A 21667-nucleotide genomic window follows, 5' to 3' on the forward strand; every position below is an offset into this window, starting at 1 on the left:
CACCAGTGGTCGGCTGCACAGCCCAGTTCTTATGGAGAAGAGGGGCGCGGTGTCTGACGTGCAGGGTGACCAGTTGGTTGCGGCAGCTCTACCGGACGGCGGTGTTTTGCCGTTCCCGCCGATCCCATCGGGCAGTATCGCGGGCCGCACGTTGCAGGAGTCGACGTACAACCCGCGGGAAGTTCCCAAGCGACTACACGATGACTCGCCGAACATCGTCATCGTGCTCATCGACGACGCCGGGCCCGGCCTGCCCTCGACGTTCGGTGGTGAGGTGACGACGGCGACCCTCGACAAAATCTGTGCTGAAGGGGTGTCGTACAACCGTTTTCACACCACGGCGATGTGCTCGCCGACCCGCGCATCGCTGCTCACGGGCCGCAACCACCACGAGATCGGCAACGGCCAGATCGCCGAGCTGGCCAACGACTGGGACGGGTACGCCGGCAAGATCCCGCGGTCCAGTGCCACTGTGGCCGAGGTGCTCAAGCAGTACGGCTACGCGACATCGGCCTTCGGGAAGTGGCACAACACCCCCGCCGAGGAGACCACCGCGGCCGGGCCGTTCGAGAACTGGCCCACCGGTCTGGGTTTCGAGTACTTCTACGGCTTCCTCGCCGGTGAAGCCTCTCAGTACGAACCGAACCTGGTGCGCAACACCACCATCGTCCCGCCGCCCCGGACTCCGGAGGAGGGCTACCACCTGTCGGAGGATCTGGCCGACGACGCCATCTCGTGGCTGCGCCGGCACAAGGCGTTCAACGCCGACAAGCCCTTCTTCATGTACTGGGCCAGCGGTTGCCTGCACGGCCCGCACCACATCATGAAAGAGTGGGCTGACCGGTACGCGGGTAAGTTCGACGACGGCTGGGATGCCTACCGGCAGCGGGTTTTCGAACGCGCCAAGGACAAGGGCTGGATCCCGCAGGACTGTGCCCTCACCGAACGCGACGAGGCGATGGCGTCCTGGGACGACATCCCCGAGGACGAGAAGCCGTTCCAGCGCCGCCTGATGGAGGTTGCCGCCGGCTACGCCGAGCATGTGGACGTCCAGGTCGGCCGCATCACCGACGAGCTCGAATCGCTGGGCTATGCCGACAACACCCTGTTCCTCTACATCTGGGGTGACAACGGCTCGTCGGGCGAGGGACAGAACGGCACCATCGCCGAACTGTTGGCGCAGAACGGGATTCCCACCACCGTGCGTCAGCACATCGACGCTCTCGACGAGCTGGGCGGCCTCGACGTTCTGGGCTCCCCGCTGGTCGACAACCAGTATCACGCCGCATGGGCGTGGGCCGGCAGCACTCCGTACAAGGGGATGAAGCTGCTCGCGTCGCACCTGGGTGGCACGCGCAACCCGATGGCGGTGCGCTGGCCCGCCAAGATCACCGCCGAGAGCGCCCCGCGGGACGTGTTCCTGCACTGCAACGACATCGTGCCGACCATCTACGACATCGTCGGTATCGTGCCGCCGCACACGGTCAACGGTGAACCTCAGATGCCGCTGGCGGGAGCGAGTTTCGCCCGCACGCTGGGAGACCGAAATGCGCCCGGCGGCAAGAAGACCCAATATTTCGAGATCATGGGCAGCCGCGGCATCTACCACGATGGCTGGATGGCCTCGGCGCGCGGACCGCGGCTGCCGTGGGTACCGGGCCAGCCGCCCGGGATCGCCACCTGGACCCCCGACAATGACACCTGGGAGCTGTACCACCTCGACGAAGACTGGTCGCAGGCCCACGATCTCGCCGCCGAACAGCCCGAGAAGCTTGCCCAGATGCGAGAGATGTTCATGGTCGAAGCGGCGCGCAATGAAGTGTTGCCGATCGGCGGTGGGTTGTGGGTGCCGGTCTATCACCCGGAGCTGCGCATCGCCCCGCCGTACAAGGAGTGGGAATTCTCGGGCGACACCATCCGGATGCCGGAGTTCTGTGCCCCGGCGCTCGGCAACAAGAACAACGTCGTCACCATCGACGTCGACATCCCGGCCAATGCGAACGGGGTGCTGTACGCCCTCGGTGCGGCGGCCGGCGGGCTGACGCTCTATCTGGACGAGGGCTACCTCTGCTACGAGTACAACCTGTTCATCTTGTCGCGCACCAAGATCCGCTCGGAGGACAAGGTGCCGCCGGGGCGGGCCACTCTCGCCGTGACCACCCAGTACGCCGATCCGCGCCCGGCCGGCCCGCTCGACATCACCGTTGCGCGCAACGGTGAGACGCTCGCCGATGGCCAGGTCCCGATCAGCGCACCGTTGCTGTTCACCGCCAACGACTGCCTCGACATCGGCACCTGTCTCGGCTCACCGGTGTCGCTCGACTACCGCGAACGTGCGCCGTTCCCGTTCGAGGGAAGGATCCACCGCGTACATGTCGCTTACACCTAGCCGGCAGAAAACCCTAAGAAAGGAACGGCTTTTCGTGAAGAAGGATCGGCACACGGCCAGATGGCTGGTCGTGCTCGGCACCACGATGTTGATGATGGCCACGATGGCTTGTTCGCCGTCGTCGCCGGAAGAGTCCGGTCAGTCCGGATCCGGGCAGCTGACGCCCGACGAGGCCAAGGCCATCGCCCAGGATGCGTATGTCTACGGCTACTCCCTGGTCACCGTCGAGATGACACGACGCGTCATGACCAATGTCGAGAAGATTGAATCCCCGCGCGCCCCGATGGGCCAGCTGATGCGGATGCGTGAGTACCCGAACGCCCAGTTCCGAGACGTCACCGCGCCCAACGCGGACACGCTGTACGTCAACGGATTCGTCGACGTGAAAGATCAGCCGTGGGTGCTGAGCCTCCCGGAGGCAAGCGACCGCTACTACCTGTTCCCGATGCTCGACGGCTACACCAACGTATTCGAGGTTCCCGGGAAGCGCACCACGGGCACCGGTCCACAGACCTACGCCATCACCGGTCCCGGCTGGAAGGGCACGCTGCCCGCCGGCGTCAAGGAGTACAAGTCGCCCACCTCGACGGTATGGCTGTTGGGCCGCATCTACTGCGATGGCACGCCCGAGGACTACGCCGCCGTACACAAGCTGCAGGACGAGATCTCGTTGGTGCCGCTCAGCTCGTACGGCAAGCCCTATACTCCGCCGGCCGGCAAGGTCGATCCGGCCATCGACATGAAGACCCCGGTTCGCGATCAGGTGAACAACCTGAGCACCGAGGTCTACTTCAATCTGATGGCCACCTTGATGAAGGACAACCCGCCCGTCGAGGCCGACAAGCCGATCGTGGACAAGATGGCCAAGCTCGGCATCGCCCCCGGGGAGAAGTTCGACATCAACAAGCTCGGCTCCGATGTCGCCGCCGCCCTGCAGTCGGTTCCCAAGGACGGGGTCGACAAGATCATGGCCGCTGCCAAGAACTGGGATGACATCAACGGTTGGCGGTTCACCACCAAGACCGGTCAGTACGGAACCGACTATCTGCAGCGTGCGGTGATCACCGCCATCGGCCTCGGTGCCAACCGCCCCCAGGATGCGGTCTACCCGACTTCGGAAGCCGATACCGACGGCCAGACCTACGACGGCGCCAACAAGTACACGCTGCACTTCGACAAGGGCCAGTTTCCGCCCGTCAACGGATTCTGGTCACTCACGATGTACGACGAGGGTTTCTTCTTCGTCGACAATCCGCTCAACCGCTACACCCTGAGCCAGCGGAACCCCTTCGTCACCAACCCGGATGGGTCGGTCGATCTCTATCTGCAGCGCGACAACCCGGGTCCGCAAAAGGAAGCCAACTGGCTGCCCGCACCGGCCGGCAAGTTCAACCTGATGCTGCGCCTGTACTGGCCGAAGGAGACCCCGCCGTCGATCATCGATGGTTCGTGGAAGCCGCCGGCGGTGAAGAAGGCTCCCTGACAAGGGATTTGCCAGGCAACTGCCAACAAAAAACGAGATGGCTGCCAGACCAGGTCTGGCAGCCATCTCGTTTTATCGGGTGTAGCGATGAGCTACACGCGCACCGCCCGGTGGCGATGACGAAGCAGGCGGGTCAACCAGCGGACATCGATCAACATAGTGTTGGCCTTTCTCTCAGGCGCTCTTGGTAAGCAGGGGCAGCAACCGGCGGCGTGCCGTATTGCCTTCGGCGAAGTGATGCAGGGCTTCGGGCACCGACGAGCTGAGCGGGACGCCCACCTCCTGGTGGTGGATCTCGGCGGCGACCGGCTGGCTGGCGACTACCGCCCAGTCCACACCGAGTGCGCCGCACCGGTCATCGATGTCGTAGAACAGTGAGATCGCCTGCGGAGTAAAGCTGTTCACGCCACTCAGATCGAGTGCCAATGGCTTCTCCGCAAGGATGAATCGATTCACATACGACGCGATCTGATCGATGTTGTTGGTGTCGATGTCTCCCTTTACGGTGACCACTGTCGCCAGCTGGCGGCATTGCGCACGCATCGATGCGCCCTCGCAGATGACTGCCGAGTTCCCGTACCGAAAGTGTCGATCCAATGCCGGGGTGTTGTTCGTGAATGTCATGATCAGCCTCCCGCCGTCTTTCCTGAGCTCTGGCTGAGCTCCGTCGCGTCAACCTGTTCATAACGCTAAGTGGGCAAAATAAGGCTGCTGGGAGCCAGCGTTAATGCTTTGCTAAGAACATTTGGGACCTACCCGTCGGTAAGGTCGGCGACGATCAGTACGTCCAGAGTTCGGGGCCCGTGGACGCCTTCTACCCGCTGCAGTTCAATGTCGCTGGTGGCGCTGGGGCCGGAGATGAAGGTCAGTGGCCGGGTCGCCGTCAGCTCGGCGAATGCCTGCGGCACGGTGTCGACGATTTGATCAATCCGCACCACACAGAGGTGATGGTCTGGCACCAGGGTCAGCGCCCGCCGCCCCTGCCCAGGACCGGCATCTAGCACGATCGTGCCAGTCGCGGCGATTCCCAGCGTGCATCCGGTCAGTACGGCATCGGCGCGATCGAGTTGCTCCACACTCAGCGTCGGCGCGTCGGGGACCGTCGTCAGCCCGGTCGCCCACTCGAGCGGCAGATCCGCCGGGATGACCACAGTGGCTTCGGGCCCTACGAGCTCGAGGACCGTCGATGCGATCGCGTCGACCCCGATCCGATGGACCCGCGCGCGGTACTCGGCGACCGCCTCGGCGAAGCGCTCGACGTCACCGGCGCCGGTCAGGGGCTCACGGTGGTAGTCCCGCGGCACCGCGACCGACGGTGGCGGTGCCGCGGCCAGGGCACCGCGGATCCGACCGAGCACCGCCGCCCGGGCCGACTCGGACGTCAGACCCGTCATCCTCGGCCTCCCTCGTGGGTCCGGTTCCACCACTGCCGGAACGTCTCGGCGGGCGGCTCGGGAATGTCACGGCTGGCCGTCCACTTCGAGGCGGGCCAGGGCAGCGCGGAGATGCGGTGATCACGTCCGGCGATCAGCCGTCCGGCGCCCAGCGCCGTCTCCGCCAGTGCGAACCGGCCCGCGCCGGACATCGCCCAGCCCGCGGCCTTCATCGCCAGATCCTGTCCGGACGGAATGCCCCCTCTTTCCTGATCCACCTGCTGCGCGCGCAGGTGTACCAGGATCGTCGGGATGTCGATGCGCACCGGGCAGGCTTCGAAGCACGCTCCGCACAACGACGAGGCGAACGGCAGGCTGGCGTTGGGGTCATTGTGACCGGTGGTGCCGGTGAGCTGAGGGCTCAGGATCGCCCCGATCGGTCCGGGATACACCGAGCCATAGGCGTGCCCGCCCGTGCGTTCGTAGACCGGGCAGACGTTGAGGCACGCGCTGCACCGGATGCAGTGCAAGGCGGGACGCCCCACCTCGTCGGCCAGCACCCGGGTACGGCCGTTGTCCAACAGCACCAGATGGAATTCCTGGGGGCCGTCGCCGGGATGCACGCCGGTCCACATCGAGGTGTACGGGTTCATGCGTTCCGCGGTCGAGGAGCGCGGCAGCAACTGCATGAAGACCTCGAGATCGGTGAACGACGGCACCACCTTCTCGATGCCCATCACCGTGATCAGCGTCTGCGGCAACGTCAGGCACATCCGGCCGTTGCCCTCGGACTCCACGACGGCCAGGGTGCCGGTCTCGGCGATACCGAAGTTCGCCCCGCTGACCGCGACCTTCGCAGTGAGGAACTTGCGCCGTAGATGGGCCCGGGCCGCCATGGCCAGCACCCGCGGGTCATCGGTCAGCTCACCCGCGTCGGGCATCTCCCGGTCGAAGATCTCGCGGATCTCGGCCCGGTTGCGGTGGATGGCCGGCACCAGGATGTGGCTGGGCTTGTCGTGGCCGAGCTGCACGATCAGCTCGGCCAGGTCGGTTTCGAAAGCGGCGATGCCGTGAGCTTCCAGGTACTCGTTGAGGCCGATCTCCTGGGTGGCCATGGACTTGACCTTGACCACCTCGTCGGATCCGGCGGCGCGGATGAGGTCGGCGACGATGCGGTTGGCCTCCTCGCCGTCGCGGGCCCAGTGCACCACGCCGCCCCGGCGGGTGACGTTGGACTCGAGTTGCTCGAGCAACTCGGGCAACCGCGCCATCACGTCCTGCTTGAGGGCGCTGCCCGCGGCGCGCAACTGTTCCCAGTCGTCGCATTCGGCCACGGCGGTCAACCGTTTGGTCCGGATGGTGTGGGTGGCGTGGCCGATGTTGCGGCGCAGTTGGGAGTCGGCCAGCGCGGTGCGCGCGGCTTTCGGAAAGGACTCGTCGCCGCGGAGGTTGCCGACGCCGGGGGTGCCCAGGAATGTCGTCATGCTTCGGCCGCCAAGATCTCGGCCAGGTGCACGGTGCGTACCCCGGAGCGCAGCCGGCTGAGGCCGCCACCGATGTGCATCAGGCATGAGGAGTCTCCGGCACTGCACACCTCGGCCTCGGTCGCCAGGATGTGGGCCATCTTGTCGGTCAGCATCGCCGTGGACGTGTCCGAGTTCTTGATGGCGAATGTTCCGCCGAATCCACAACAGGATTCGGCTTCCGGCAGCTCCACAAGAGTGAGTCCCTGCACGTTGCGTAGCAGGCGCAGAGGCTTGTCGCCCACCCCGAGCATGCGCAGTGAGTGACAGGTCGGGTGATAGGTGACGCGGTGCGGGTAGTAGGCGCCGACGTCGTCGACCCCGAGCAGGTCGATCAGCAGTTCGGACAACTCATAGGTCTTTTCGGCCAGGCGGTCGGCACGGGTGGCCAGGCTCTCGTCGCCGGCGCGGCGGGCCACCATCGCATGTTGGTGACGGACGGACCCCACACACGATCCCGACGGCGCGACGATGGCATCGCAATTCGCGGATTCGAAGGACTCGACGTGATTGCGCACCAGCGCGGTGGCCTCCTGCAGATAGCCGGTGTTGACATGCATTTGGCCGCAACAGGTTTGGCCGGCAGGGAAGACCACCTGGTGACCCAGGCGCTCGAGCAACTGCACCGTGGCGATCGCCGCAGGTGGAAACATCGCATCCGCCAGGCAGGTCGCGAACAGGGCGATTCGCATGCACACTCCTAAACCGTGACGTATCCACAATATGCCGGGAATCCGTAACCGCGGGCGGCTGTTGTTCGGCGTGGCCGCGGAACGCGGTCGGAGAGTGAGAGGCCAGCATGTCGGCAACGGGCGAGGCTGCACCTGCGGTCCGCGAGGTTCAGCGTCCACACGACACCACGATCCGATACGCGGTCACCGGCCAGTCCGACGGGCCGACGTTCGCCTTCATTCACGGGTGGGGTTGTGACAGAACCGATTACGACGCCGTCACCGGCTTCCTGTCGGACCGGTACCGCGTCATCGCGATCGATCTCGCCGAGCACGGCGAATCTCGCTCGGCGCGCGAGGTCTGGACGATCGAGGAGTTCGGCCGTGACGTGGTGGCAGTCCTGACCGCCGAGGCTGCGCACAGCGTCGTCGTGGTCGGACATTCCCTCGGCGGTGCGGTAGCGGTCGAATCCGCACGGTTGCTGCCCGCCGCGGTTTCGCACGTCGTTGCGCTGGACGGCCTGCACTACCTGTCGCTGTATCCGGCCCAGGACGAACGGCAGGCACGGGCGGTGCTGCAGCCCTTCTACAACGACTTCGATGCGGCGACGCGGGGCATGGTCGAGGGAGGATCGCCCGAGGGCACCGACCCGGCGCGTACGAACGCCTACTTCACGAAGATGGCGGCTGTACGCCAGCCGGCCGGTCTGCGCGCTATCGAGGGCCTGGTGGACTGGGACATGGACGCCGCGCTCGGTGACGTTCGAGAGCCGGTGACGCTGTTCGCGGTGCGCTCACTCATCAGGCAGGAAGCCATCGAACGCTACCGCGACCGGATCGACATCGTGCCCGTGGATCTGGGCAGCCATCACTTCCACGTCGAATCACCAGAAGGCACTGCTGAATTGCTGATTCAGGTGGTTTCCGATCAGTCGCGGTGTCGATCCGGCGGCAACTGAGCACCGCGATAGTGCTCCCACGGGTTGTAATCCGCGAGCAGCTCTTCCTGCGGTGGGCGCTCGGCCTCGGGTACGTGCTGCAGGTTGATCCGCACCCGGTACCAGATCGAGCTCGGCCCGCGCATGCCGTCGAGCAGGACGTCGACGGGTTCGAGCTGCGCCGCCACAGCCGGATAGCGCTCGCGCCATACGTCCAGTGCTGCCATGGCTTCTTCTTTGGTTTTGGTCTTGGCGATCTCGATCAGCGGCATGCTCGACTGTCGTCGTCCATCGTGAGACGTGCCCTTCGGGGCTTTCTCCGCCGGGCCGAGTTCCTTGGCGAGCGCGAGCAGCGCGTCCAGCTCGCCGACCGCTAGATCCATGCCTTCCCACGGGTCGCCGATCTCGGCGAACCGGGACGGCACGGTGGTGACCGTGAAGGCTTCGGGGCGGCAGCCGTCGACCTCGTCCCAGCGCAGCGGGGTGGACACCCGGGCATCGGGGGTGGCCCGCACGGAATAGGCGGAGGCCACCGTGCGGTCCTTGGCGTTCTGGTTGAAGTCGACGAAGACCCGGGAGCCCCGCTCTTCCTTCCACCAGCGCGCCGTCGCAATGTCCGGCATCCGGAGCTCTACCGCCCGAGCCACCGTCTCGGCAGCCAGCCGCACCTTGGTGAACGGCCACCGCGGGTGGATGCGCGCATAAATGTGGAAGCCGCGCGAGCCCGACGTCTTGGGCCAGGCGGTCAGGCCGTGTTCCTCCAGCACCTCGCGGGCCACCTGCGCGACATCGACGATCTGCGACCAGCCGACCCCGGGCATCGGGTCGAGGTCGACCCGTAATTCGTCGGGGTGGTCGAGATCGTCGGCGCGCACCGGGTGGGGGTTGAAATCGACGCATCCGAGGTTCACCGCCCAGGCCAGTCCCGCGGTGTTGCGCAGCACCGCTTCCTTGGCCGACGTGCCGGACCGGTACTTGAGCTCGGCGACGTCCACATAGTCCGGCCGTTTTTCCGGAGCGCGCTTCTGGAAGATGGCTTCGGTGGAGATTCCCTTCACGAACCGTTTGAGGATCATCGGGCGTTCATAGACACCACGCAGTGCACCGTCGGCGACTGATCGGTAGTAGTTGATCAGGTCCAGCTTGGTGACATGCGCATCAGGGAAAACCACCTTGTCGGGGTTGCTGACGGCCACCTCGAGGCCGTCGATCTCCAGCGACTCTGCACCGGCCATGACCACATGGTAGTTACCGCCCGCGGTGCGACAGACGTCACTTATTGTGGCGACATGCCAAGTCTGTCTGATCTGCCGGCGAACCTGACCGCGAAAGCCAAGCAGTACGCGGAGCGTGGCGCGGCCGAATTGCACTACGCGCGCAAGATGTTCGAGGCGGGCGCGCTGCGGCTGGAGCCCCCGCAGAACATCGCGGCCATGCTCAACGACATCCGGACCTGGGGCGAGATCGGCATGATCCCCGCCCTCAATGCGCGTCGGCACCCCAACCGTGTCGCGGTCATCGACGACGAGGGCGAGTTGACGTTCGGAGAGCTCGATGCCGCCGCGCACGCGGTCGCCAACGAGCTGCTCACGATGGGCGTGCGCGGTGGGGACGGAGTGGCCATCCTGGCCCGCAATCACCGTTGGTTCCTGATCTCCCAATACGGTGCAGCCAGGGTCGGAGCCCGGATCATCATGCTGAACTCCGAGTTCTCGGGGCCGCAGATCAAAGAGGTCTCCGCGCGCGAGGGCGCGAAGGTGATCATCTACGACGACGAGTACACCGCTGCCGTGGCACACGCCGAACCGGCATTGGGCAAATTGCGGGCGCTGGGCGTCAACCCCGATTCGGAAATGCCGTCAGGCAGCACCGATGAAACGCTGGCCGACGTCATCGCACGCAGCAACGGCCGTCCCGCACCCAAGGCCACCAAACATCCCGCCATCATCATCCTGACCAGCGGCACCACCGGCACTCCCAAGGGCGCCAACCGGGCCGCTCCGCCGTCACTGGCGCCGATCGGGGGAGTGCTGTCCCACGTCCCGTTCAAGGCCGGTGAGGTGACCGCACTGCCCGCGCCGATGTTCCATGCGCTCGGGTTCCTGCACGCCACCATCGCGATGATGCTGGGTTCCACGCTGGTACTCCGTCGCCGGTTCAAGCCGGCCACCGTGTTCGAAGACGTCGAGAAGCACGGAGTCACCGGCATGGTGGTGGTGCCGGTGATGCTCTCGCGCATGCTCGACCATCTCGATCAGATGCAGCCCAAACCCAACCTGTCGTCGTTGCGGATCGTGTTCGTCTCCGGCTCCCAACTCGGCGCGGAACTGGCATCCCGCGCCCTCAAGGAGCTCGGGCCGGTCATCTACAACCTGTACGGATCGACCGAGATCGCCTTCGCCAGCATCGCGCGCCCCAAGGATCTGTCGATCAATCCGTCGACGGTCGGGCCGGTGGTCAAGGGCATCACCGTCAAGATCATCGACGACAATGGCAAGGAGGTGCCGACGGGGCAGGTGGGGCGCATCTTCGTGCGAAACACCTTCCCGTTCAAGGGATATACCGGAGGCGGGGGCAAGGAGATCATCGACGGCATGCTGTCGTCGGGCGACGTCGGATACTTCGACGAGCACGGCCTGCTCTACGTCAGCGGTCGCGACGACGAGATGATCGTCTCCGGTGGCGAGAACGTGTTCCCGGCCGAGGTCGAGGATCTGATCAGCGGACATCCCGATGTCATCGAGGCCACCGCGCTGGGTGTCGAGGACAAGGAATGGGGTGCCCGGCTCAAGGCCTTCGTGGTGAAGGCCGAGGGAGCCAGCCTCGACGAGGACACGGTCAAGGCCTACGTCAAAGAGCATCTGGCGCGCTACAAAGTGCCGCGTGAGGTGGTGTTCCTCGACGAGTTGCCGCGCAACCCGACCGGCAAGATCCTCAAGCGGGAACTCCGCGACCTGGAATGAATCCTGGCGAGCAGACGTGTCGGTACCCCGAAATGCCTGTTTCCGGGCACCGGAGCGTCTGCTCGCCGGTGTTGTCTTTGCCGAACGAGGAATAGTTCGGTCTGACCGGAGGTAATAGCTCCTTGTGAACATCGAACTGACCGGAAAGACCGCACTCGTCACGGGCTCGACGCAAGGCATCGGGCTGGCCATCGCCGAGCAACTGGCACGTAGCGGTGCCCGCGTCGCCGTCAACGGTCGTACGTCGGCCCGCGTCGATGAGGCCGTCGCCAAACTGGGCGAGTTCGACGTCCTGGGTGTTGCCGCCGACGTCTCGACAGAGGAGGGAACTGCCGATCTGCTGCGTCAGTTGCCCGACGTCGACATCCTGGTGAACAATCTCGGCATCTTCGGGGCGGTTCCGCCGATGGAGATCACCGACGAGCAGTGGCGCACCTACTTCGACGTGAATGTGCTTGCAGCCGTGCGGCTTATCCGTAGCTACCTGCCGGGCATGACCGAGCGCGGCTGGGGCCGGGCGATCCAGATCGCCAGTGACTCCGCGATTGTCACCCCGGCGGAGATGATCCATTACGGCGTATCCAAGACGGCGCTGCTCGCGGTGTCGCGTGGTTTCGCCAAGGAAGCTGCGGGTACCGGCGTGACCGTGAACTCGGTGATCGCCGGGCCGACCCATACCGCGGGCGTCGAGGATTTCGTCTACCAGCTCGTCGACAAGTCGCTGCCGTGGGACGAAGCGCAGCGGGAGTTCATGATCAAGCATCGGCCGCAGTCGCTGATCCAGCGCCTGATCGAGCCGGAGGAGATCGCCAACATGGTGGCCTATCTCGCGTCGCCCCTGGCCTCGGCAACCACAGGTGGGGCACTGCGAGTCGACGGCGGTTACGTCGACTCGATCCTGCCCTAGAAACTCAACCTCCGGCGGGGCCGAGAGATCGAACGTATTCTGCCGCCATGGGGGCGCAGAGCGTATCGGGAAAAGTCGCCGTGATCACCGGTGGTGCATCCGGTATCGGCGCGGCGCTCGCGGCCAGGCTGGCCGGCCAAGGTGCTGAGGTGTGGATAGCCGATCGGCAGAAGGATGTGGCGCAGGACCTCGCCGACAAGCTTGGTGTCAGTGGTGGAACAGCGCACGCCATCGAACTCGACGTGCGCGACTTCGCCTCGTTCGAGCGCGCGATCGCCACGATCGTGGAGCGGTCGGGCCGCATCGACTACCTGTTCAACAACGCGGGAATCGGGGTCGGCGGCGAGATCGACTCGTACACGCTGGACGACTGGAACGAAGTCTTCGACGTGAACCTGCGTGGTGTGGTGCACGGCATCCAGGCGGTCTATCCCATCATGATCCGGCAGCACAACGGCCACATCGTGAACACCGCGTCCATGGCTGGTCTCATGACCGGTGCGGGTCAGGCGAGCTACTCCGCCACCAAGCATGCCGTCGTGGCCATCTCGCGGACCTTGCGCGTCGAGGCCGAGCGTCACAACGTGCTGGTTTCGGCGCTGTGCCCCGGAGTCGTCCGGACACCGATTCTCAGCGGTGGCAAGTACGGCCGGCTCAAGGGCCCCGGCGTCACCGACGAAGACTTCGTCAAGAAGGTGTGGGAGCCGTTGCGGCCCATGGATCCTGACGTTTTCGCCGAGCGTGTGGTGCGGGCCGTGATGCGGGGCGACGCGATGATCATCGTGCCCGCGTGGTGGAAGTTGTTCTGGTATCTGGAGCGGCTGTCACCGCGGCTGTCGTTGCGCCTCGCGAAGACGGCACTCAACCGAAGCCGTGCGGTGCAAGCAGAGCTCAACAAGGGGCATTAGGAGAGCATCGCGGTGCCGGGCACGGCCAGGCATACCAACGACAACGCCAGCAGGAACCACCCTGCGCCCTGCCAGATCGGCCAGGTGCCCTCGGCTTTCCACACCTGGTAGGTCCGGATAAACGCCCCGAGCCCGCCGACGAAGGTGATCGTGGGCACCAGCGCGGCCGAGAGCACGGAGTGATCAAAGGCGTAGAACGTCAGCGCCAAGCCTGCCACGACAACGACGGCGACCACGTAGCCCACCGCGGATCGGAACATTTCCGGGTTGTGCCAACGCTTTTCGACATCGTCTTCATCGCTGCCCATATCTTCGGCTCACATCCGTCACGGCGGCCCGTTGATGTACCAGGCCAGGCAACCCGGCCGGCCGCGGCACGCGATGATGGCGCCGGCATCGGGAGCCGACCCGCGCACCCGCGGCGGTCTGGGTTGCAGATTGCAGTTCACGACGTACGGGTTCCACGGGATGACCCCGTTTACACATGGCTCAGCTTGAATCTCGGCAGGTTCCGCGGAGACCTGCCCCGATACGGCCGTCGGCGCGATGACGACCGCGATTGCCGCTGCGCCCACTGCCACTGGGCGCAGGATGCGCTGTCCTGACGTTCTCATCGTTGAGTGCCAACCGTTTCTGGTAGCCGTCTATTTCGACGGTAGCACTCGAGTCACCGGCCGAGCACACGCAAAACTGCCCCTTTTCCAGGGAAAAGAGGCAGTTCTACGTCTGGTCGCGCAAACAGGGTTACGGATCGCGGGGCAGGCCCAGCAGGCGTTCGGCGATGATGTTGAGCTGAACTTCGGTGGTGCCGCCGTAGATCGTGGTGGCGCGGCTGGCCAACAGATACTCGGCCCAGCGGCCGAATTCCTGCTCAGGGTCCCCGACGGCGCCGTCGGTGCCGAAGGAGGCCACCGCGAACTCGGCGTAGCCCTGGCCGGTCTTCATCGACAGCAATTTGGAGATCGCGGCCGCCGGCATGGGGTCCCCGCCGGCCAGTGTCAGCAGCGTGGATCGCAGGTTCAGCACCTTGGCGGCGTGGCCTTCGGCGATCAGTTGGCCCGCGCGGTTCTGCTCGATCTGGTCGAACTGCCCGTCCCGTAAGAAGGCCACGAACTGGTCGAGGTTGGCCAGGAACGGCGGCTCGCTGCTGCCGATCGACACCCTCTCGTTGGTCAGCGTGTTGCGGCTGACCTCCCAGCCACGGTTGACCTCGCCGAGCACCATGTCGTCGGGTACGAACACGTCGTCGATGAACACGGTGTTGAACATCGCGTTGCCGGTCAGCTCGCGCAGCGGTTTCACCTCGACGCCAGGTGACTTCATGTCCAGCAGGAAGTACGTGATGCCATTGTGTTTTGGCGCGCTTGGTTCCGTTCTCGCCAGCAGGGCGCCCCACTCCGAGAACTGCGCACCCGTCGTCCAGATCTTCTGTCCGGTGATCCGCCAGCCGCCGTCGACCTTGGTGGCCTTGGTGGTCAGGCTGGCCAGGTCAGAACCGGCACCCGGCTCGGAAAACAGCTGGCACCAGATCATCTCGCCGCGGAACGTCGGCGGCAGGAACCGCTGCTGCTGCTCATCGGTGCCGAACGCCACGATCGACGGAATGATCCAGGAGGCGATGCCCATGTTCGGCCGCCGCACGCGGCCGGTACTGAATTCCTGGGCGATGATGATCTGCTCGATCGGCTCCGACGCGCGGCCCCACGGCTTGGGTAGGTGCGGCTGCACCCAACCGCCCTCGGCGATCGCGGTATTTCGCTCGGCGCCACTCGGAATAGCTTTCAGCCCAGCGACTTCCGCGCGGATCTCGTCACGCAGCTTCTCGGTGTCCGGATCGAGGTCGATGTCGACCGGCCGCATCCCGGTCGCCGTCGCGGTGTCGACCACCAGTTGGGGGTAGTCCGAGGCCCGCCCGAAGCAGGCAGCCAGCACGAGAGCACGCCGGTAGTAGACGTTGGTGTCGTGTTCCCAGGTGAATCCGATCCCGCCGTGCACCTGGATGCAGTCCTGGGCGGTGTGCTGTGCCGCAGCGGGCGCCAAGGTGGCGGCCACTGCGGCGGCGAACTCGTAATGAGTTTCCGCAGAAGGGTCTTCCTGCGCGTCGTCGAGCGCCCGGGCCGCATCCCAGACGGCGGCGGTGGCTCGCTCGGTGTCGGCGATCATCCCGGCACACTTGTGCTTGATCGCCTGGAACTGCCCGATCGGCCTGCCGAACTGCTCGCGGATCTTCGCGTATGCAGTGGCGGTGTCGGTGGCCCAGCGCGCGACACCGATCGCCTCGGCCGACAGCAGTGTGGTGATCAGTGCGCGGGCGTGGGCGGTGCTCAGGCTGGTCAACACCCGGTCGGCCTCGACCTCGACGGCGTTGGCCCGGACGTGGGCCAACGGACGCAACGGGTCGACGCTGCGAACCGGCTCGATCTCGAGCTGGGCGGCGTCCAGCACCACCCACTGGACACCGGACTCGATCGCGACCGGCAGCACCAGGATCGAAGCCTGCGCTGCGGAGGGCACCGCCCGGGCCTCGCCGCGGATCACCAGGCCGTCACCGTGGCGGGTCGCGGTCAGACCGGAGTCGATGGCGTAGGCCGCGATGGTCTCGCCCGAGGCCAGTCCGCTCAGGACCTTCGCCTCGGGGTCGCCGGCCGAGATCAGTGCACTGGCGATCGCCGACGGCACGAAGGGCCCGGGGACCGCGCCGTAGCCGAACTCGGCCAGTGTGATGGCCAGTTCGAGAATGCCGAAACCTTGTCCGCCAACGGATTCCGAGAGGTGAACGCCCAACAGCCCCTGTTCGGCCGTGGCTTTCCAGTACGGCGGGGGATTGGGGATCGGGGTCTCGAGCGCTTCGTGAAGCACCTCCGAGGGCGCCACTCTCGCCACCAGGGACCGGACCGAATCGGCCAGGTCGCTGTGCTCAGACGTGATCGCAATAGGCATGCGGTTCCTCCATCCGGGGCGTACATCTATTAACCGGTCGGTTGGGCCGAGGGTACCCCGGCGTGACCGGCGCCACTCCGGCGGCCTATCTCACCCCGTTAACTACGTGGGCCAACGGCTCGCCGTCATGAATGCGCCGGCAGTTCTCCACCGCCATGGTCAGATACCGCCGCATGGTGTCCGCCGTGTACCAGGTGACATGCGGTGTCAGCACCACATTCGGCAGCTCCAGCAGGGGGTTGCCGAGCGGTACCGGCTCCTCGGTGAACACATCGAGGCCGGCCGCGGCCAGCTGTCCGGTACCCAGCGCCTCCACCAGGGCGGGCTCGTCGATGATCGGCCCACGTGCGGTGTTGATGACGACGGCACCGGGTTTCATCGACGCCAGGGCCGCCTTGTCGAGCAGGCCCCGGGTGGCCTCCGTCAACGGGAGATGCAGCGAGACGATATCGCTGGCAGCCAACAGGTCTGGCAGACTGCGCCACCGTGGGTGACCGGTATCGCGCGTGCTGGTGTGCAGCACCTGTGCCGGCTCGGCACCCATGGCGATGACGATCTTCTCGACCCGCTTCGCGACGTTGCCGTAGCCGATCAGGCCCACCGTGCACCCGCTGATGTCGCGGACGGTCTCGCCCAGGCTGTGATCCGACGGCCAGCCCTTGCCAGCCCGAGTGGCGCGGTCGAGCTCGGGCAACCGACGCAATGCGGCCAGCATCAGCAGCACGGTGCCCTCGGCCACCGAAGGGGCATTGGCCCCGGGCATGTTGGCCACCAGGATGCCCAGTCGACTGGCGGTGTCGACGTCGATGGTGTTCACCCCGGCGCCGAGCTTGTGCACCAGCCGCAGCCGCAGACCACGCTGAAGATCGTCGCCGGACACCGGCCGTAGCACGTGCCAGAGCACCTCGGCGGACGGCAGCTCCCGGTAGAACGTGGTGTCGTCGTCCTCGGCGCAGAACGTCACGTCGAGCCAGTCCTGATGAGGTGCAAGGAAATCCAGCACCTTGTCACCGGGAGTGAAGTGGGCCAGGACCTTGATCCGGCCGGGGTTCACCGCCACCGCTTCGCGATCCATCCGGCGATGGTATCGGCCTGCTCGTCGCGTGCGCCGGCAGTGGTGAAGTAATGATCTGTGTCGATCGAGAACTGAGATTTGTCCGTGCTCGCCAGCGCGTCGAAGATGCGTTTGGCGTCCGACGGGTACACCCCGGTGTCCTGGTCGGCGTTGATCACCAGGGCCGGGCAGGTGATCCGGGCCAGGTGCGGCTCTGCTCGGGTCTGGGCGTGCCGAAGGCTCCACATGCCGATCCAGTTCCGCACTGTGGTGGCCGCGGCGATGCCGCGAGCCGACCGGTTGGCCTTGATCGGTGTTCCCGCGTAGCAGAGATTGGCTTGCCGGTTGGTCGGCTCGATGGCCGGATCGACCATCCTGGGGTCGGCCCAGGTACGCATCACCGTGAACGGACGGTCCGAATAGCCTTCTGCCTGAATCTGTTTGAGCTCCGCCTCGGCCCAGTCGGTGATCTTCTCGTTGCGGGCCACCTGGGCCGCGCGGTAGCGCGCCACGAACTCGGCCGAGAAGGGCGCCGGGTTGCGCTCGTCGAACAGGTCCAGCTCGGGGTCGCTGGCGACGGCGTCGTTCTCGTCGACGACGGAGGCATCCATCCACGCGGTCAGCACATCTGGGCGCCCCGGGTGGGCCGCACTGGCCACATAGCCGTCCGCGGGCGGGAGGTCCGTCAGGCCGGTTGCCGGCCGCATGCCCTCCAGCGGCAGCACGTTCGGGTCGACGGCCTGCGATTGGTAGGCGGCCATCAGCGATCCTCCGCCTGAGTTGCCGAGCAGGACAACGGTTTCGATGTTCTGTTGTTCGCGGAGCCAGCGCACGCCCACCCCGATGTCGACCAGCGCGTGGTCCAAGAGGAAGCTGCTCTCGAAGCCGCGGAAACGGGTGTTCCAGCCGAGGAAGCCGACGCCCCTGCGCGCCAGATGGTCCGCGATGTAGTGCTCGGAGAAGTCGATCTGATAGTGCGTGGCGATCACGGCTACCTTGGGTTTGTGTCCCGCGCCGCGGTAGTAGAGGCCCTGGCATGGGTATCCGCCGGCGCCGGCGCGCTGGGCGGTCGGGGATTCCAGCCCGATGAACTCGCGGACCACTTCCGGTGACGCTGTAGTCATGAACGCGGGGTCTCCTCGTGGTAGATGGTCCGGTAGAACACGTTGGCCAGGGTGGTGATGCAGGCGGTGTCGTCGGCGGCGGCGTCGCGGCCGCCGGACAGTTGTGCGTAGCAGAACTGGTTGAGCATCGATACCAGCGCGACGGCCGTCAGGTGGGCGTCGTCATCGGGGCAGAACCCTTGCTGCTGAGCATGTTTGACCATCTCGGTGATCATGGCGATCGGCAGCTGACAGATCTCGTCCCAGTATTCGGCGAAGTCGTCGTCGATCATGGCCATCTGGGAGACGCTGATGATCTCGGCGAGACGGTGCCGGTAGGTCATCCAGTGTGCGGAAGCCGCCTGGTGGCAGCGTTCCCAGTTGGTCAGATTCGGCGCGGTCGCGGGCAGGGCCCGTTCGCGGGCCTCGTTGCGGAATCGCAGAGCCCATTCGCGAACCATGGCCTCTTTCGAGGCGTAATAGTTGTAGAACGAGGCGGCCGACCGGCCCGCCTCCGAGGCGATGTCGGTGATCGTCGTGGCCAGGATGCCCTTGCGGGCGATCACCGCACGGGCCGCATTGTCGATCGCCGCCTGGGTCTGGCGGCCGCGCGCGGTCGGCAACGGGGTGCGGGGACTGACGGTCACGGATTTCCTCACTCCCGGCGGCACCGGGAAATGTCGTTTCCCGGCGGGCCGGGAAATCTTGCACGATCATTGATCACATCTGAATCTGATGTTAGATTCAGATTCGCCGCAGCGCCAGTCCTTGGCGCGTTCGCCCCGGAGGTATGTCGACGTGATCAAGCCCAACAATCCCAACTCGGAGTTCGAGTTCGGCGGAATCAACCACGTGGCCCTGGTGTGCGCGGACATGGCGCGCACGGTGGACTTCTACACCAACGTGCTCGGCATGCCGCTGATCAAGTCGCTCGACCTGCCCGGCGACATGGGGCAGCACTTTTTCTTCGACGCCGGCAACGGGGACTGCATCGCGTTCTTCTGGTTCCGTGACGCCCCCGACGGCGTGCCGGGGATCTCGGCGCCGGCCGCCATTCCCGGCATCGGCGAATTCGTCAGCGCCACCGGCTCGCTGAACCACATCGCCCTGCATGTGCCCGCCGAGAAGTTCGACGAGTACCGGCAGAAGCTCAAGGCCAAGGGTGTTCGCGTCGGTCCGGTGCTCAACCACGACGACAGTCCCATGCAGGCGTCGGCCACGGTGCACCCCGGTGTCTACGTCCGGTCGTTCTACTTCCTCGACCCGGACGGCATCACCCTGGAATTCGCCTGCTGGACCAAGGAATTCACTGACAACGACGCCCAGACGCCGCCCAAGACGGCCGCCGACCGTCGTCCGCCCGTGACGGCGGGCAGTTAGCTCCGGCCCGCTCCGGCCCACCGGCCCGGCCTCGCCCGCCCTGCCATTGTCACGCCAGAGTGGCTGTCGCCGTCGAGCGCCGCTCCAGTGTGACAATGGGTGTGCGTCGGCCGAGTTGGCCGCAGACATTGTCACGCCAGCGCGGCCGTCGAACCCGGCAGCCACTCCAGCGTGACAAACGGGGCGCAACGGCGCGCGGCAACGGGGCGCAACGGGCCACAAAGGGGGCCGCAACCGCCCCCGGCAGCGGGCAACGGGCCACAAAGGGCGCCGCAACCGACCCCGGGCGCCAGTGCGTCAAGGCTTGGTGGCGGTGACGAAGTAGCCGCGCGGTACCCCGGGGACGTCCAGTGGCACTGCCGGGGCGAACCACCGGTTCCACTTGTTTCCAGGCTCAGCGATGTCGGTGACCACCGCCGACCAGCCCAGCGGTTCACACAATTGCTCCGGGGAGTCGGTCCCGAACAGCCACGGCGCGCCGTTGCGGGCCATCTGCTCGCGAACCGCTGCGAGCATCACGTTGTCCAGCAACGTCTTGCCGACGATGTCGTAGAGCAGCACCGAACCCGGCGCCGACAGTGAATCGACCCGCTGGAAGACGGTGTGGACGGTCTCCTCGTCGAGATACTGCAGCAGCCCCTCCATCAACCACACTGTCGGCAGATCAGGGTCGAAACCGTTGGACCGCAGGGCATCGGTCCAGTCGGTGGTGAGGTCGACGCCGATGGCCACCCGCCGGCAGTTCGGTTCACTGCCGGCCAGTAGATCGGCCTTGGCCGCGATCACGGCGGGCTGGTCGAGTTCGAAGACTGTGGTGCCATCGGGCCAGGGCAGCCGGTAGGCCCGCGCGTCCAGACCCGCGGCGAGGATCGCCACCTGCTTCACCGGTGGCACGGCATTCAACAGCGCCTCGTCCCAGAACCGGGTGCGCACCACGATCTGCAATGTCGATTTGTCGCCGGTCGCGGCCACCGACTCGGCGAGCATCCGCCGCCCTGATTCCCCGGCCAACCGCTCGGCGAACGGATCGTCGAAAAGCCGGTCTGGGCGGCGGGTTTCCTCGGCGCGGATCGCCGCCACCAGGGTGCCGGTATCCGCGACGGCCTGACCTGGGGTGGGTCCAGAGTTAGTCATACAGCGATCATGCGCGGGCAGCTGCCGTGGAGCCTTGGATATTTTTGTCCTGGATCGATTGCGCGAGGAGCCGCAGCGCGTCCGCCGAACTCGAACCTTCCGCGGTCGTGACGACACACAGCGATTGGTCGACATCCCGGGTAATCGCCAGGTTCTGCATGGTGACGGTGAGCGATCCGGCCAGCGGATGACGCATGTCATAGGAGTCGGCTTCGCACGGCTTGACCCGGTGATCGGCCCACAGCGCGACGAATTCCGGGCTCTTGACCGACAATTCACCGATCAGGGCGGACAGCAGTGCATCGTCGGGATATCGGCCCGCGGCCAGGCGCAGGCTGCCGACCACCGTGCGCACCTTGCGGCCCCAGTCCGCGTAGAGGTCGCGGGTGTGCGGATCGAGGAACAGCAGCCGGGCCAGGTTGGGCCGGGTCGCGGGGTGGTCCACCGAGGTGAAATCCAGATGGCCTGCCAACAGGGCGTGGCCGAGCTCGTTCCAGGCGAGCACGTCGGTGCGCCGACCGATCACCAGCACCGGCAGGTGGTCCATGGAGCGCAACAGATCGCGGGTAAAGGTGCTGACGCGTTCGACGGGAGGTCGGCGGGGCGGCTGTACGCGCTGGGACGCCAACTCCCGCAGATGTGCCTGCTCGTGAACATCGAGCTGCAGAGCCCGGGCCAGCGCGTCGAGGATCGCCTCCGAGGCATTCACCGACTGCCCCTGCTCCAACCGGGTGTAATAGGAAACGCTGACTCCGGCCAGCTGGGCGACCTCTTCGCGCCGAAGACCGGCCACGCGTCGTCTTTCGCCGTATCGGTCCAGGCCCACGTCCTCCGGATGCAGCCGCCCGCGCCGGGCCCGCAGGAACTCGCCGAGTTGTCCGGTGCTCATCAGCCCACTATG

20 protein-coding genes are annotated in these 21667 nt (G+C 65.9%); 7 read left to right on the forward strand and 13 right to left on the reverse strand.

The features are described 5' to 3' along the window. The first annotated feature begins 31 nt into the window (after nt 1–31). The gene (locus AC4ELS_RS03095; protein ID WP_499045781.1) at nt 32–2389 is read left to right on the forward strand and encodes an arylsulfatase; all 2358 of its coding nucleotides are present in this window, start codon (nt 32–34) and stop codon (nt 2387–2389) included. Nucleotides 2390–2474: 85 nt separating this feature from the next. Next, nucleotides 2475–3872 carry a DUF1254 domain-containing protein gene (locus AC4ELS_RS03100; RefSeq protein ID WP_448445258.1) on the forward strand — a complete coding sequence of 466 codons (1398 nt, stop codon included), beginning with the start codon at nt 2475–2477 and terminating at the stop codon, nt 3870–3872. A 174-nt stretch (nt 3873–4046) separates the two neighbouring features. On the opposite strand, the gene AC4ELS_RS03105 is transcribed toward AC4ELS_RS03100, so the two are convergent. The 4 genes from AC4ELS_RS03105 to AC4ELS_RS03120 all read right to left on the reverse strand — a co-directional run bounded on the left by AC4ELS_RS03105 (nt 4047) and on the right by AC4ELS_RS03120 (nt 7460). Further along, nucleotides 4047–4496, reverse strand: a complete 450-nt coding sequence (locus tag AC4ELS_RS03105) for an STAS domain-containing protein (protein ID WP_064958423.1) — start codon at nt 4494–4496, stop codon at nt 4047–4049. A 128-nt stretch (nt 4497–4624) separates the two neighbouring features. Further along, the gene (locus AC4ELS_RS03110) at nt 4625–5266 is read right to left on the reverse strand and encodes a LutC/YkgG family protein (protein ID WP_448445204.1); all 642 of its coding nucleotides are present in this window, start codon (nt 5264–5266) and stop codon (nt 4625–4627) included. Continuing rightward, a complete protein-coding gene (locus AC4ELS_RS03115) occupies nt 5263–6729 on the reverse strand; it encodes a LutB/LldF family L-lactate oxidation iron-sulfur protein (protein WP_499045783.1) in 1467 nt (488 codons plus the stop codon). Before AC4ELS_RS03115 ends, AC4ELS_RS03110 begins: the two co-directional genes overlap by 4 nt. Then, nucleotides 6726–7460 (reverse strand): (Fe-S)-binding protein, encoded by a 735-nt coding sequence (locus AC4ELS_RS03120; RefSeq protein ID WP_499045785.1) that lies wholly within the window; start codon nt 7458–7460, stop codon nt 6726–6728. The genes AC4ELS_RS03115 and AC4ELS_RS03120 overlap by 4 nt, the downstream gene beginning before the upstream one ends. 107 nt (nt 7461–7567) lie before the next feature. Between AC4ELS_RS03120 and AC4ELS_RS03125 the strand changes: the two genes are divergently transcribed. Further along, entirely contained in the window at nt 7568–8398 is an 831-nt protein-coding gene (locus tag AC4ELS_RS03125; RefSeq protein ID WP_499045787.1) for an alpha/beta fold hydrolase, read from the forward strand. Here AC4ELS_RS03125 and ligD read toward each other — a convergent pair. Further along, nucleotides 8368–9612: a non-homologous end-joining DNA ligase gene (ligD, locus tag AC4ELS_RS03130; protein WP_448445212.1), complete on the reverse strand. Its 1245-nt coding sequence runs from the start codon at nt 9610–9612 to the stop codon at nt 8368–8370. The two genes, AC4ELS_RS03125 and ligD, sit on opposite strands and share 31 nt — an antisense overlap. A gap of 54 nt (nt 9613–9666) precedes the next feature. On the opposite strand from ligD, the gene fadD2 reads away from it, so the two are divergent. The 3 genes from fadD2 (at nt 9667) to AC4ELS_RS03145 (ending at nt 13155) form a co-directional block, all read left to right on the forward strand. Then, on the forward strand, nt 9667–11340 hold the full coding sequence (fadD2, locus tag AC4ELS_RS03135) for a long-chain-fatty-acid--CoA ligase FadD2 (RefSeq protein WP_064958427.1): 1674 nt from the start codon (nt 9667–9669) through the stop codon (nt 11338–11340). 124 nt (nt 11341–11464) lie between these two features. Then, nucleotides 11465–12247 carry an SDR family NAD(P)-dependent oxidoreductase gene (locus AC4ELS_RS03140; RefSeq protein ID WP_064958428.1) on the forward strand — a complete coding sequence of 261 codons (783 nt, stop codon included), beginning with the start codon at nt 11465–11467 and terminating at the stop codon, nt 12245–12247. Between the two features lie 47 nt (nt 12248–12294). Further along, nucleotides 12295–13155 (forward strand): SDR family NAD(P)-dependent oxidoreductase, encoded by an 861-nt coding sequence (locus AC4ELS_RS03145; protein ID WP_448445215.1) that lies wholly within the window; start codon nt 12295–12297, stop codon nt 13153–13155. Here the strand turns inward: AC4ELS_RS03145 and AC4ELS_RS03150 are convergent. The 6 genes from AC4ELS_RS03150 to AC4ELS_RS03175 form a co-directional block, all read right to left on the reverse strand. Continuing rightward, the gene (locus tag AC4ELS_RS03150) at nt 13152–13463 is read right to left on the reverse strand and encodes a hypothetical protein (protein WP_064881571.1); all 312 of its coding nucleotides are present in this window, start codon (nt 13461–13463) and stop codon (nt 13152–13154) included. The genes AC4ELS_RS03145 and AC4ELS_RS03150 overlap by 4 nt on opposite strands. An 18-nt stretch (nt 13464–13481) precedes the next feature. Beyond that, nucleotides 13482–13736, reverse strand: a complete 255-nt coding sequence (locus AC4ELS_RS03155; RefSeq protein ID WP_499045790.1) for a hypothetical protein — start codon at nt 13734–13736, stop codon at nt 13482–13484. A 163-nt stretch (nt 13737–13899) separates the two neighbouring features. After that, a complete protein-coding gene (locus AC4ELS_RS03160; protein WP_463790479.1) occupies nt 13900–16095 on the reverse strand; it encodes an acyl-CoA dehydrogenase family protein in 2196 nt (731 codons plus the stop codon). An 85-nt stretch (nt 16096–16180) separates the two neighbouring features. After that, nucleotides 16181–17170: a 2-hydroxyacid dehydrogenase gene (locus AC4ELS_RS03165; protein WP_499045792.1), complete on the reverse strand. Its 990-nt coding sequence runs from the start codon at nt 17168–17170 to the stop codon at nt 16181–16183. After that, a complete protein-coding gene (locus AC4ELS_RS03170) occupies nt 17146–18273 on the reverse strand; it encodes an alpha/beta hydrolase family protein (RefSeq protein ID WP_499045795.1) in 1128 nt (375 codons plus the stop codon). The genes AC4ELS_RS03165 and AC4ELS_RS03170 overlap by 25 nt, the downstream gene beginning before the upstream one ends. Further along, nucleotides 18270–18899 (reverse strand): TetR/AcrR family transcriptional regulator, encoded by a 630-nt coding sequence (locus AC4ELS_RS03175; protein WP_448445226.1) that lies wholly within the window; start codon nt 18897–18899, stop codon nt 18270–18272. Before AC4ELS_RS03175 ends, AC4ELS_RS03170 begins: the two co-directional genes overlap by 4 nt. 151 nt (nt 18900–19050) lie before the next feature. Between AC4ELS_RS03175 and AC4ELS_RS03180 the strand changes: the two genes are divergently transcribed. Then, nucleotides 19051–19632 (forward strand): VOC family protein, encoded by a 582-nt coding sequence (locus tag AC4ELS_RS03180; protein ID WP_064881562.1) that lies wholly within the window; start codon nt 19051–19053, stop codon nt 19630–19632. 297 nt (nt 19633–19929) lie between these two features. Here AC4ELS_RS03180 and AC4ELS_RS03185 read toward each other — a convergent pair whose 3' ends face one another. Beyond that, nucleotides 19930–20766, reverse strand: a complete 837-nt coding sequence (locus tag AC4ELS_RS03185; RefSeq protein ID WP_499045798.1) for an SAM-dependent methyltransferase — start codon at nt 20764–20766, stop codon at nt 19930–19932. 7 nt (nt 20767–20773) lie between these two features. Further along, complete coding sequence (locus AC4ELS_RS03190) at nt 20774–21655, reverse strand: helix-turn-helix transcriptional regulator (protein ID WP_448449013.1); 882 nt, start codon at nt 21653–21655, stop codon at nt 20774–20776. Nucleotides 21656–21667: the final 12 nt, after the last annotated feature.

The sequence above is a fragment of the Mycobacterium shunyiense genome (assembly GCF_058270035.1).